The following is a 12,304-nucleotide window of genomic DNA, read 5'->3' on the forward strand; positions in this document are numbered from 1 at the left end:
CGCCGCCCACGAACCGGCAGGTTCTCGTGAGCCATGCGCGCTCGACGACAGCCCGCGTCAACTGACGGTGTTGTCAACGGGCGGCCCTGTCAACGCGGGCACTTTGGTTCGACACTAAAAGAAGCGCCACCCGTCAGGGGAGTCGTTGACCCGTTGGGGGTCACATCACGATCCGATTGCGCCACTTGACGGTACTGGGCAGGCATGATTGGCTCTCGTTTATACCGAACTGCAACTATGAGCCAGCTCACCAAGGAGTGCGTGCGTTGACGACCGCTGTCCTGAACGGCGCGCTGACCCACCTTCGCGCGGGTGGGGTGAGTGTGGTGCTGGACAGTTCCGGCGGGGGCCTTCCGGCCGTTCTGCACTGGGGTGCCGATCTCGGCGATCTCTCCGCGTCCGCACTCCTGGAGACGGCATCAGCTCTCGGAGCCCCGCTCGGCGACAGCGCGATCGATGTTCCGGCGAGGGTCAGCCTGTTGCCCACTCCCGCGGAGGGTTGGGTCGGCACACCGGGTCTGACCGGTAGCCGCACCGGCCGCGACTTCTCGCCCCACTTCACGGTTGTCGACGAAGCCGCACCGGCGCCGCACAGTCGCGTCTATACCGCCGTCGACGACGTCGCGCGGCTGGGGCTGACGATCGAGGTCGAGCTCGCTCCCGACGGCCTGCTCCGGGTCCGTGCGGCCTGCACCAACACCGGTGAGGACGTCTACTCCCTTGGCGGCATGGTCCTCGCCCTGCCGGTGCCGTCCGAGGCCGACGAATTGTTCGACCTGACCGGACGGCATGCACGCGAACGGGTTCCGCAGCGCGGCCCGTTCAGAGTGGGGACCCTGCTGCGGGAGTCGAGGAAGGGCAAGCCGGGACTCGATGCGTCGTATCTGCTGGCCGCCGGCGTACCCGGTTTCGGCTTCACCGCCGGCGAGGTGTGGGCGGTGCACGTCGGCTGGTCGGGCAATCAGGTCGCGTACGCCGAACGCAGCTACAACGGCATACGCCAGCTCGGCGGCGGCGAGTTGCTGCTGGCCGGCGAGGTGCAGCTACAACCCGGCCAGACGTACACGATGCCGTGGCTCTACGCGTCCTACGGGCAGGGGCTCAACGGGGTGGCACGCAGGTTCCATGCGCATCTGCGGGCTCGCGCCGGCTATCCGCGGCGCCCGCGCCCGGTGGTCATCAATACCTGGGAGGCCGTGTATTTCGACCAGGACCTCGCCCGGCTGACCGCGCTGGCCGAGGCCGGCGCCGAGGTCGGCGCCGAGCGGTTCGTGCTGGACGACGGGTGGTTTAGGCACCGACGCGACGACACCTCTGGACTGGGCGACTGGTATGTCGACGAGCGGGTTTGGCCGGTCGGGCTGGGACCGCTGATCGACAAGGTCACCGGTCTCGGTATGGAGTTCGGGCTGTGGGTGGAACCCGAGATGATCAATCTGGATTCGGATCTCGCCCGCGCACATCCGGATTGGATCTTCCGGGCGGGGGGTCGCCCGGGCATCCCGAGCCGGAACCAATACGTCCTCGATCTCGCCCATCCGGATGCCTACGCACACATCGCGTCCCGGCTGCACAGCCTGCTCGACGAGTACGACATCAGCTACCTGAAGTGGGATCACAACCGGATGGTGGTCGAGGCCGGCCACGGGCCGCACGGGCACCCGGGGGTACACGCGCACACCGCGGCCTTGTACCGGCTGCTCGACGAGATCCGGGAACGACACCCAGGATTGGAGATCGAGACCTGTGCGGGCGGCGGTGGCCGGATCGATCTGGGGATCCTCGAACGCACCGATCGGGTGTGGGCGAGCGACTGCAACGATGCCCTCGAACGTCAACAGATCCAGCGGTACACCCAGTTGTTGCTTCCCCCGGAGCTGATGGGCAGTCACGTCGGGCCGACCCAGGCGCACACGACCCGCCGGACGCAACAGCTCGATTTCCGTGCCGGGACGGCCTTTTGGGGTCACCTCGGCATCGAGTGGGACCTGACGTCGGCAACAGCCGAGGAACTCGACCGACTCCGGACGTGGGTCGAGCTGCACAAGCGGTTCCGGCCGTTGCTGCACAGCGGCACCGTGGTCGTCGCCGATCACCCTGATCCGGCGATCTGGGTCAACGGCGTGGTTGCCGACGATGGCTCCGAGGCGCTGTTCGGCATCGCGGCTGTCGACCGCTCGACCACCTGGCCCCCCGGCAGGGTTCGGCTGCCCGGGCTGCTGCCCGACCGCCGCTACCGGCTCAGCCCCCTTGCGCCGGCGGACCGTTATCCGGAGGCCGGACAGCTCCCGGCCTGGTGGAGCGAGGGAGTCAGCGCCACCGGCCGGGTGCTGGGGACCGTGGGGATCCAGATCCCCGCGATGTACCCCGAATACCTTCACCTGCTGCGAGCGACCGTGGAGGAGGGGCAATGACCAGTCCACCACGGTGAGCGTGTTGACCGTGGCGCCCTGTCGCGATCCGCGACGCAGCCGGCGCCCGGTCGGGCAATCTGCAGTGCCGGACATCGGGTTGGTGGACCCCGAGGCCCGGCTGATCACGTTCTGATCTTCCTCGACCCCGTATGTGGCCGACCCGACCCGGATCAGAGTCCGGCGAGCATCACCCGACAGTCTCGACCATCCGTCGAGCACACCAGATGTGGCACGAGAGCGCGGCAGACGCGGCCTCTCGGGCCCGAGAAAAGGAGTAACAAATGACAGCGACGACAAAGATGTCGCGACGCTGGTTGGCGGTGACGGCCGGAGCGGTGATGCTTTTCGCGGCGGCCTGCGGCGGCAGTGGTGACTCCGGTTCCGCCGCTACCACTGACGGGTCCGCCGCCGGCGGTGGCGGGGATGCCCCGACCTGCGCGCCGGCCGCGGCCGGCGAAAAGGTGGAGCTCAACTTCTATTCCTGGATTCCCGGTATCGAGAAGGTCGTGGCCACCTGGAATGCCGCGAATCCCGACATCCAGGTGAAGGTGGCAACCGGCCCCAGCGGCAATGCCGGTGCCTACCAGAATTTCTCGAACGGGATTCAGGCCGGCAATGCGCCGGACCTGATGCAGATCGAATTCGATCGGCTCCCGAACTTCCGTATCCAGGACGGTCTCGCGAACATCGCCGGTTGCCCGGGGGTTTCCGACTCACAGAGCCAGTTCGTCGACTGGACCTGGTCACAGGCAACATTCGGCGAGGAGAACGCGGTCTACGCGATCCCGCAGGACACCGGCCCGATGGCGCTGTTCTACCGCAAGGACCTCTTCGAGCAGGCGGGCATCACGGTCCCCACCACGTGGGACGAGTTCAAGACCGCCGCCGAGGCCGTCAAGGCGAAGGGTGCGTTCATCACGAACTTCTCCAGCGGCGACCCGAACCAGTTCGCCGGCTTCGTCTGGCAGAACCAGGGAAAGTGGTTCGAGAACACAGCCGACGGCTGGAAGGTCGAACTGACCTCGCAGGCGTCCACCGATGTCGCCAATTACTGGCAGGGTCTGATCGACGCCAAGCTCGTCTCGCCGGTCAAGAACTTCACCGACCAGTGGAACAAGGCGGCCGATTCCGGCGAGCTCTGGGGCTGGGTCTCGGCTGTCTGGGGCAACCAGACCGTTGAATCGAACGCACCGAGTACCACCGGGAAATGGGCCGTGGTCCAGATGCCGCAGTGGACCGCGGGTGGCAAGGCCGCCGGGAACTGGGGCGGTTCCACCACGGCAGTGTTCAAGGGCAGTAAGTATCCCGCGGAAGCGGCGAAGTTCGCGCTGTGGCTCAACACCAACACCGATTCGCTGACCGAGCTGAACAGCGAGGGCGGGCTGTACCCGGCGACCACAGCGGGGCAGGAGTTGCCGGCGCTGCAGGAGCCGAGTGCCTTCTACGGCGGCCAGGAGATCTTCACGGTCTTCAACGAGGCCTCCGCCGAGGTCGACCCCAATTTCACCTGGGGCCCGGTGATGAACGAGACCTACAACTCGTTGACCGACGGTTTCGGTGCAGCGCTCAACGGTCAGGGCACGCTCGCTGATGCGCTGGCGGCAGCGCAGACGAAGACGATCGACGCCATGAAGGCACAGTCGATCCCGGTCGTCGAGTAGAACCTGGCGGGCGCCTTCGATGACGGAAGGCGGCTACCGGACCGATCGGGCGTCGCGCGGCGGGAGTGGAAGCCCCACTTCCGCCGCGCGGACCGGATTTCCACCCCATCCATCAGGGCACCCTCGACGAGGAGAGTGACGCTCATGACCACCGCGACTGCAGCGCCCGCGGGCAGCGTCCCGCCGGTCACCGTCAAGAAGAAACGCGAACCCACCAAACACAAGGGCGCCATCGTCGGCTTCCTGGCTCCCTTTGTGGTGCTCTTCAGCCTTTTCTATGCGATTCCGGTGCTGTACGCGCTCTACCAATCCTTTTTCAAAACGGAGCGCAAGGGCACCTTCGGTGCGGCGACAACCGTCTTCGGCGGGTTCGACCAGTACCAGCGGGTTTTCTCCTCCGGTGAATTCTGGGCGTCCATCGGCCGCGTGTTGCTGCTGTTCATCGTGCAGGTGCCGATCATGCTGGGCCTGGCCCTGCTGTTCGCGCTGCTGCTGGACTCCACCGTCGCGCGCGGGAAGAAGTTCTTCAGATTGGCGATCTTCGCGCCGTACGCGGTTCCCGGTGTCATTGCCGCCATCATGTGGGGTTTCCTGTACGTGCCGTCGCTGTCCCCGTTCGGGATCACCGAGAACGTCGACTTCCTCGGGTCCGGGTTGGTGCTCTGGTCCATCGCCAACGTCATCACCTGGGTCTTCTGCGGCTACAACATGCTGATCATCTTCTCGGCGCTGCAGGCGATTCCGCAGGAGATCTTCGAGGCGGCCCGCACCGACGGAGCCGGTCAGTTCCGCATCGCGTGGTCGATCAAGATCCCGATCGTCATGCCCGCCATCATCCTGACGTTCGTGTTCTCCATCATCGGAACGCTGCAGTTGTTCAACGAGCCGCAGGTCTTCCGCACCATCACGAGTTCGGTGTCGAGCAACTACACGCCCAACATGGTCGTGTACTCGACGTCGATCGTGCCGAACTACAACCTTTCCGCGGCCTATTCGGTGGTGCTCGCCCTGTCGACATTCGCCCTGTCGTTCCTCTTCCTCAAGGTCACCCAGAAGCGAGCATTCGCATGAGCAGCGACGTGACATCGATCCCGGCGGCGGGCACGCCAAATCAGGGCACCGACGCAAGGGGGCCGCGGGAGCGGCCGCTGTCCGTGGTGCTGGCCACCGGCGGCCTGGTGGTGGCCGCGCTGTACTTCCTGATCCCGATCTGGTGGCTCGTTGTCGCCTCCAGCAAGTCCCAGGCGACTCTCGTCACCACCAACGGCCTGTGGTTCGCCCAGCCGTTCCAGCTCTTCTCCAACGTGTCGAACCTCTTCGCGTTCCGGGACGGGCTGTACGTCCGGTGGCTGATTAACAGCATCGGTTACGCCGTGCTCGGTGCCGGCTTCGGCACGCTGTTCGCGGTGATGGCCGGCTATGCACTTGCCAAGTACGTCTTCCGCGGCCGGGAGCTGGTCTTCAACCTGATCCTCGGCGGTGTCCTGGTGCCCGCGACGGCCCTTGCCCTGCCGTTGTTCCTGATGTTCAGCGAGGTCGGCCTGGTCAACACCTACTGGGCGGTCTTCCTGCCGAGCCTGGTCAGCCCGTTCGGGGTGTACCTCGCCCGGATCTATGCCGCTGCATCGGTTCCCGACCCGCTGCTGGAAGCGGCGAGGCTCGATGGGGCCAGCGAGTTCCGCGCCTTCTTCGTCATCGCGCTACGGTTGATGAAGCCCGCGTTGGTCACCATCTTCCTGTTCCAGTTCGTGGTCATCTGGAACAACTTCTTCCTGCCCCTGGTCATGCTGTCCGACGAGCGGCTGTTCCCGATCACGTTGGGTCTCTACACCTGGAACAGCTCGATCAACCAGGCGCCGGAATTACGGCTGTTCGTCATCGTCGGCAGCATGGTCTCGATCCTGCCGTTGCTGATTGCCTTCCTCGGCCTGCAGCGGTTCTGGCAGAGCGGCCTGTCCGCCGGCGGTGTCAAGTAACCCGCACGTCGCGCCCGGTGAAGGCCCTCCGGTATGCGTCGGGAGCGAGGTGGCAGTGGCTTCGGAACGTTGCGTAGAAGCTGCTGGTCGAGCCGAACCCGGCCCGGGTGGCGATGTCGCTGGTCGTCGCATCGCCGGAGATGAGCAGGCGCTGCGCCTCGGCGACCCGGCACTGCGCCAGGTAGTGACCGATCGAGACGCCGGTGTGCCGACGGAAGAGCGCACCGGCGCGACTGGGATGCAGGTGAACCGCGCGGGCGATGTCGGCCAGCTGCAACGGTTCCCGGAAGTGGGTCGAGATATGGGCGGCGATGGCGGCCGCATGCCGGTCGGTGCCCTGTGGCAAGGAGACGTCGCCGGCGACGGCGGATGCTCCGTGGAACCGGCTCAGCCGGAGCAGCAGCGCACGGGCCTCCAGCCTGGCCGCTTCGGTGAGCACGCGGTCGGTGCCGATCTCGTCGGCCCAGGTCGCCATCCTGTCCGCCGACGAATCGGGCGCTGGGCCGGCAAACACCATGCCGCGCAGCAGATCGGCCGCGAACACGTCCGGCAGGGACCACGCCAGCGCGTCGACCAGCGGCACTGTCAGCCAGCGCACCGTCGCGGCGGGTTCTGTGTCGGTCAACCGGTGCGGGATCCCGGCCCAGAACACCGCCACGGACCGGTCGGGAACCTGCCGCCGCCGTCCGCCGTGTTCGAGCACCACCGCCCCGCCGATGCTCAGCAGCACCTCCACATCGTCATGCCGATGAGCGGTGGCCATCGCGGGGACGGCGCTGAGCGCGCAGGCGAAGCCGAATTGCTGGTGAACGGCACGCAGGCCGCGTGGTGCTTGTGTCGTGGTGTGGGACATGGCAGGACAATCAGATCCAGGAAAGAACGAGGCTCATCTCGGAAGTATGCCTGCATCCGGCTGTCTAGCGTTCATCGCAGACCGCGCGACCCGCGCCCGTCCCACCGATGGGAGAACAGAGCATGACCATTTCCGGCAGTGTTTCCAGCGCCGCGATCGCACCCGGCGCCGACTCGTCCGGCTTGCTGACCGACGCGCAGGTCGAGCAGTTCGACCGGGACGGATACCTGGTGCTGCGCAACCGGATCAACCCCGACCTGCTCCACCGGTTGCAGGACGCTGCGGTGGACTGGGTGGAGCAGGGCCACCGCGCCGCGCCCGGCGCCGCAGGGGATTGGCTGTTCGCCGACCGGCCGTCCGGCCGGGTGATGTACCGGGTCGATTACATCCACGCCAAGGGTCGACCGGAGTCATTGGAGCTGTTGGGCTCCCCCGAGGTGCTGGGCATCGCGGAGAGTCTTGCCGGGCACAACTTCGTCCCCACCTACGAGTCGATGGTTTTCAAGTCGGCCGGGGACGGAGCGCCGATCCCGTGGCACCAGGACGCCGTCCATCCGCGCAACTTCCGGCTGTTCAACGTCGATGTCTACCTCGACGCCTCGCGGCGGGGCAAAGGCGCGCTGTTCGTGGTGCCCGGTTCGCAGCGCAGCCGCACCGACGCTTGTGGTCTGGCCGAGACACACGGATGGGACCTGCCCGGCGCCATCGAAGTGGAGATGCAGCCCGGTGACGTGCTCGTGCATGACGACATGATCGTGCACGGATCGCCGCCCGCGATCGGGAATGCCTTGCGCCGCACCATCTACTTCGAGTTCAGGGCGGCCGAGCACATCCTGTCCGAGGGCCCGTGGACGCCGGAATGGATGGACGCCCGGCTGCGGCTGATCCCGGCCGCGCTGGCCGAACACGCGCTGCACGCGGCGCCGGACGACCGGTTCCACTGGCGGATCGATCCGGCGCTGCGGCCGCTGCCTGCCGCGGATGCCGCCGCCGAACTGCGAATCGCCCACGAGGTTCACACACCAGGAGAGTGGTGCAGTGCCGGAACGTCCTGAACACACCGACCGGCCCGGCTGGCCGACGGCCGGAATCGCCTACGGCGGCGACTACAACCCCGAGCAATGGCCCGAGGAGATCTGGCCGCAGGATGTCGCCCTGATGCGGGAGGCGGGGATCACGGTGGTCACCGTCGGCGTCTTTTCCTGGGCGCGCTTGCAGCCCGAACCGTCGTCCTGGGACGACGGCTGGCTGCTCCGCATCCTGGATCTCCTGCACGACAACGGGATCGCCGTCGACCTTGCGACCGCGACGGCGTCACCCCCGCCGTGGCTGGCCAGACTGCATCCGGAGATCCGCCCGGTGGACGCCGCCGGAACCCGGTTGGAAATCGGCAGCAGGCAGACGTGGTGTCCCAGTTCTCCGGTGTTCCGCGAGTATTCGCTGGATCTCGTCCGGCGGTTGGCGGGCCGTTTCGCGGATCATCCCGCCGTCCGGATGTGGCACGTCTCCAACGAGCTGGGGAATCACAACGCCTACTGCTACTGCGATGTCAGCACGGAGCACTTCCGCCGATGGGTGGCCGACCGGTACGGCGACGTCGAGACCCTCAACCGATCATGGGGGACGGCGTTCTGGAGCCAGCACTATTCGTCCTTCGACGAGATCGGCGTGCCCTCGGCGACCACCGCGTTCGGCAATCCCGGCCAGCTGCTGGACTGGCGCCGGTTCTCCTCCGATGCCCTGCTGGACCAGTACCGGGCGGAAAAGGCTGTGCTGCGCGAGATTTCGCCTGCCATCCCGGTGACGACGAACTTCACCGTGGGAATGGGACCCGGTGAAGTGGGGCCGGGGCCGTGTGACTATGCGCGGTGGGCGCCCGAGCAGGACGTGGTGTCGACCGATCACTACCTGATCGGATTGGGCACCGGCGAGCGGTCGCCCCGGCTGCATCTCGAGTTCAGCGCCGACCTGACCAGGGGACTGGCCGGTGGCCTGCCCTGGTGGCTGATGGAGCATTCGACCAGCGCGGTCAACTGGCAGCCGATCAACCGGGCGAAGGAGCCAGGGGAGATGGAGCGGAACTCACTCGCGCACCTGGCCAGAGGGGCCGACGCGATCTGCTTCTTCCAGTTCCGGCAGTCGGTGATCGGTGCCGAGAAGTACCACTCCGCAATGCTTCCGCACGCCGGAGCTGATTCACGCCGCTGGCGGGACGTCTGTGCCCTGGGGAAATTGCTGGGCAGGCTCGGTGAGATCGCCGGTTCGCGGGTGGAGGCGTCGGCGGCGGTCCTGGTGGACTGGGACTCGGCGTGGGCGGGTCAGCAGGAGGCCAATCCCAGTGCGGCGGTGCAGCATTTCGACGTCGCGATGCTGGCCCACCGGGCGATCAGCCGCACCGGGACCGGTTGCGATGTGATCCCGGTCGGTGCCGACCTCAGTGGATATCGGGTCATCGTCGTTCCCGCCGTCACCGTGCTGTCGGGCGACACCGCAAACCGGTTGGCCTCGGCGGCCGAGGGCGGAGCCCACGTCCTGGTGACCTACTTCTCGGGCATCGCCGATACCGACAACCAGGTCGTGACCGGCGGATATCCCGGTGTGTTGCGCGATCTCGTCGGCGTGAGGACGGAGGAGTTCTTTCCGCTGGGCCCCGGGGTGACGGTGCGTTGGGACGACGGGACGGTGGCATCCGGATGGGTCGAGGACACCGTCGCAGCCGCCGGAACCGACGTGCTGGCGCGGTACTCCGACGGCCCGACCGCCGGGTTCGCCGCACTCACCCGGCGCGGGATCGGCGACGGGGCGTTCTGGTACCTGTCCTGCCAGCCGGATGCCGCCGGTATGGCTGCCGTGACGGCCCGGATCCTGCGGGAGTCTGGTGCGGCACCGGCGGTGCCACTCCCGGCCGACGACCCGGCGGTCATCGCGGGAGAGGTCGACGTGGTGCGCCGGCGCTCCGGCAATGCATCGTGGTTGTTCGCCCTCAACCACTCCACGTCCGACGTCGTCCTGCCTGCCCGCGGTGTGGACCTGGTGACGAAACGAACCCTCGACGGTGACCTGATGCTGCCGGCCGGTGGTTGGGCGGTGGTCCGAGAGGCCCGGTGAACCGACGGGCCCTCGGCGAACTGTCGCACTAGAGTCTGCCTCGACTTCCGGGAACTGCATTGCCTTCAGTTGAAGGGGACTCTCGCCGTGCTGGTACCCATCGTGCTCGTAGCCGGTCTCTCGACGGTGGCTGTCCTGCTGCGTCATGTGTGGGGGCACCGGTCGGGCCGTCTGGCCCGTGGGGTAGGGGCAGCGGGTTCCGCGTACAACGAGCTTTATGGTCAGGGTGCGCCACTGGAGATTCCGCAACCTCCTGACCGGTAGCAACGCAGAGCTGCGGGGCGGAACGAAGACCGATCGTTGTCAACCGATGAGTTGACTAAGCTGATCCGGTCTTGCCCTTAGCCCCGTCGTGAGCCGCCGCAGCCAACGGAAGGATCATCGCCATGGACATGAAGCTCGAGCTCGTACCGATGCCGGTGACCGACGTGGATCGGGCCAAGGCGTTCTACACCGACAAGGTGGGGTTCACCCTCGACGTCGACGTGCGGCCGTTCGAGGGGATGCGCGTCGTTCAGCTCACCCCTCCGGGATCCGCCTGCTCGATCGTCATCGGCACCGGCCTGAACGACATCTCCGACATGACGCCGGGGACGCAGAAGGGCCTGCATCTGGTGGTGAACGACATCGACAGTGCCCGGGAGGAGCTCATCGGCCGGGGTGTTGAGGTCGGCGATGTGCAGGACGTCGGCGGCGGCGTCAAGTACGCCTGGTTCGCCGACCCTGATGGCAACTCGCTGGTGCTGCAGGAGATGGGCTGGCGCACGGGCGAAAATTTTTGAATATGCCAATTGCCCGCTGCCAGCAGTAAGCGGCGACCCCTTTTCAAGGTGCTTCGAAGTGAACGTCAATTGCTCGCTTCGTACTCTCTATTTGCAGGAGCATGGCCGGATCAGCCTTGACTTCCTTCAGATTAAGCAGTGTAGCTTCAACTGTTTTGGTATCACTGCGAGCGGCCGCTAAACGCTGCTCCGCGTCAGCCAGCATTGCAGGACGTTTCGCTTCGAGCTCGGCTGCTCGCTTAGCTGCCGTCTGAATCTTCGCCGCGAAGGCCCGAGCCTGCATTCCCTGGTCGGGAGGGCATTTGACGACCGACACCAAGCTGGGAGTCTCGACCATGAGGTACAGCTCACGTGAATCGTGCTCGGTCTTCTTTTTAAAGCCGGCGCCACCCACTATTGCCCCGACCGGGCCGAATAAGAGACCGCCCGCGACGGCCCGCGTGACTGTTCCCCGCCGCGTGACCGCGAGGTTTCCGCTGGTGTCGACTGCGGCGGTAGCGCCAGCTAACGAACTCGAGCCCTGGGGGGTTGTCACGCTGAGTTGATACAACGTGATTCCTCGATAAGCCCCCAAGCGGTGCCCGTCCGGGCTGCGTAGCCCCTGCAGTTCCTTTTCGGTACGCCTGATCCCTGCATCGTGGGCTAAGCGCGCTGCGTCCGCTGTCTTTCGCGCCGAATCCACAGCGGAATCATGGCGTTTGGTCGCGAGCTTGTGAAACTTCACCAGATCACTATGAGTTGCTCTATACTGGCGTGCTTTTACGCCTCCGCGCCGATGGAAGAGGATCGCGCCCAACAGTCCGAAGGTCACTACTACAGCGAGCACTATCAGGAATTCCATGCGAATTCGCCCCTCTGATTCGAAGCATGGAATCCTGCACCGGAGCTCTCACCTGTCGCGTCCGCCGGACCCATGGGTCATCACCGGCCCGGGTTGGGCGGATCGACTCAGTTTGTGTTCAATCTCCCGCTGCAGGCGTGTGCCAAAGGTCCCTTTTTCAAAAGTCCACCCGTTCGGGGTGCTAACTGCTCTATCGGTTGCTCCAGACGACGTGTCCTCGAGTAGGCCGGACGTTGTCACCATGTGCGGTGCTGACGGAAACTCATGAGCGTCATGGCACTGTTGACGCCTCCAAACCGCAGGCTCGCAACCGGAGGCCGACCGGCTGGAACGCTGTTCCTGGTGCCGGCGGCGAGCACGGACTCCCAAGGGAGATCCACGACGCAGCGTTTCAGTGGAAGCGCGCGAAAGCGGGCCCATGTCCCGATCGCCCTCCGCCCTGTGGGCATCGACAGTGGCCGGGAGGAGCTCATCGGCTGGGGCGTCGAGGTCGGTGACGTGCAGGACGTCGGCGGCGGCGTCAAGTACGCCTGGTTCGCCGACCCGGACGGGAACTCGCTGGTGCTGCAGGAGATGGGCTGGCGCACGGGCGATAGTTTCTGATCGTCAGCCGCACCGATCATTTCGGCAACGCGCCGCGGTCACCACTTCTGACCGCAGCCTCGGCTG

The 12,304-nt window shown here is 66.2% G+C and carries 10 protein-coding genes; 8 read left to right on the plus strand and 2 right to left on the minus strand.

The annotated features are described in order from the left end of the window. The first annotated feature begins 266 nt into the window (after positions 1-266). From ACVBEQ_RS10905 to ACVBEQ_RS10920, 4 genes are all read left to right on the plus strand, one after another. On the plus strand, positions 267-2,414 hold the full coding sequence (locus ACVBEQ_RS10905; protein WP_447153150.1) for an alpha-galactosidase: 2,148 nt from the start codon (positions 267-269) through the stop codon (positions 2,412-2,414). Between the two features lie 281 nt (positions 2,415-2,695). Beyond that, positions 2,696-4,075: an ABC transporter substrate-binding protein gene (locus ACVBEQ_RS10910; protein ID WP_447153151.1), complete on the plus strand. Its 1,380-nt coding sequence runs from the start codon at positions 2,696-2,698 to the stop codon at positions 4,073-4,075. 144 nt (positions 4,076-4,219) lie between these two features. Further along, positions 4,220-5,146 carry a carbohydrate ABC transporter permease gene (locus ACVBEQ_RS10915; protein WP_447153152.1) on the plus strand — a complete coding sequence of 309 codons (927 nt, stop codon included), beginning with the start codon at positions 4,220-4,222 and terminating at the stop codon, positions 5,144-5,146. Beyond that, positions 5,143-6,051, plus strand: coding sequence for a carbohydrate ABC transporter permease (locus tag ACVBEQ_RS10920; protein WP_447153153.1), 909 nt, complete (start codon positions 5,143-5,145; stop codon positions 6,049-6,051). Before ACVBEQ_RS10915 ends, ACVBEQ_RS10920 begins: the two co-directional genes overlap by 4 nt. On the opposite strand, the gene ACVBEQ_RS10925 is transcribed toward ACVBEQ_RS10920, so the two are convergent. Then, positions 6,044-6,904, minus strand: coding sequence for a helix-turn-helix domain-containing protein (locus tag ACVBEQ_RS10925; RefSeq protein ID WP_447153154.1), 861 nt, complete (start codon positions 6,902-6,904; stop codon positions 6,044-6,046). The genes ACVBEQ_RS10920 and ACVBEQ_RS10925 overlap by 8 nt on opposite strands. 122 nt (positions 6,905-7,026) lie before the next feature. Between ACVBEQ_RS10925 and ACVBEQ_RS10930 the strand changes: the two genes are divergently transcribed. The 3 genes from ACVBEQ_RS10930 to ACVBEQ_RS10940 all read left to right on the plus strand — a co-directional run bounded on the left by ACVBEQ_RS10930 (position 7,027) and on the right by ACVBEQ_RS10940 (position 10,794). Further along, positions 7,027-7,959: a phytanoyl-CoA dioxygenase family protein gene (locus ACVBEQ_RS10930; protein WP_447153155.1), complete on the plus strand. Its 933-nt coding sequence runs from the start codon at positions 7,027-7,029 to the stop codon at positions 7,957-7,959. Then, positions 7,943-10,012, plus strand: a complete 2,070-nt coding sequence (locus ACVBEQ_RS10935; protein WP_447153156.1) for a beta-galactosidase — start codon at positions 7,943-7,945, stop codon at positions 10,010-10,012. Before ACVBEQ_RS10930 ends, ACVBEQ_RS10935 begins: the two co-directional genes overlap by 17 nt. Before the next feature lie 386 nt (positions 10,013-10,398). Beyond that, positions 10,399-10,794, plus strand: coding sequence for a VOC family protein (locus ACVBEQ_RS10940; RefSeq protein WP_447153157.1), 396 nt, complete (start codon positions 10,399-10,401; stop codon positions 10,792-10,794). A gap of 43 nt (positions 10,795-10,837) precedes the next feature. Here the strand turns inward: ACVBEQ_RS10940 and ACVBEQ_RS10945 are convergent, their stop codons facing one another. Beyond that, complete coding sequence (locus ACVBEQ_RS10945; RefSeq protein ID WP_447153158.1) at positions 10,838-11,518, minus strand: hypothetical protein; 681 nt, start codon at positions 11,516-11,518, stop codon at positions 10,838-10,840. A gap of 558 nt (positions 11,519-12,076) precedes the next feature. Here ACVBEQ_RS10945 and ACVBEQ_RS10950 point away from each other — a divergent pair. Beyond that, on the plus strand, positions 12,077-12,238 hold the full coding sequence (locus tag ACVBEQ_RS10950) for a VOC family protein (RefSeq protein WP_447153159.1): 162 nt from the start codon (positions 12,077-12,079) through the stop codon (positions 12,236-12,238). The last annotated feature ends 66 nt before the right edge of the window (positions 12,239-12,304 follow it).

Source organism: Nakamurella sp. GG22, from assembly GCF_052976845.2.

What these genes read in the sequence shown, in the direction of transcription:
- ACVBEQ_RS10920 (WP_447153153.1), top strand. Translation starts at nt 5,143, where the DNA reads ATGAGCAGCGACGTGACATCGATCCCGGCGGCGGGCACGCCAAATCAG.
- ACVBEQ_RS10910 (WP_447153151.1), top strand. Translation starts at nt 2,696, where the DNA reads ATGACAGCGACGACAAAGATGTCGCGACGCTGGTTGGCGGTGACGGCC.
- ACVBEQ_RS10915 (WP_447153152.1), top strand. Translation starts at nt 4,220, where the DNA reads ATGACCACCGCGACTGCAGCGCCCGCGGGCAGCGTCCCGCCGGTCACC.
- ACVBEQ_RS10930 (WP_447153155.1), top strand. Translation starts at nt 7,027, where the DNA reads ATGACCATTTCCGGCAGTGTTTCCAGCGCCGCGATCGCACCCGGCGCC.
- ACVBEQ_RS10940 (WP_447153157.1), top strand. Translation starts at nt 10,399, where the DNA reads ATGGACATGAAGCTCGAGCTCGTACCGATGCCGGTGACCGACGTGGAT.
- ACVBEQ_RS10925 (WP_447153154.1), bottom strand. Translation starts at nt 6,904, where the DNA reads ATGTCCCACACCACGACACAAGCACCACGCGGCCTGCGTGCCGTTCAC.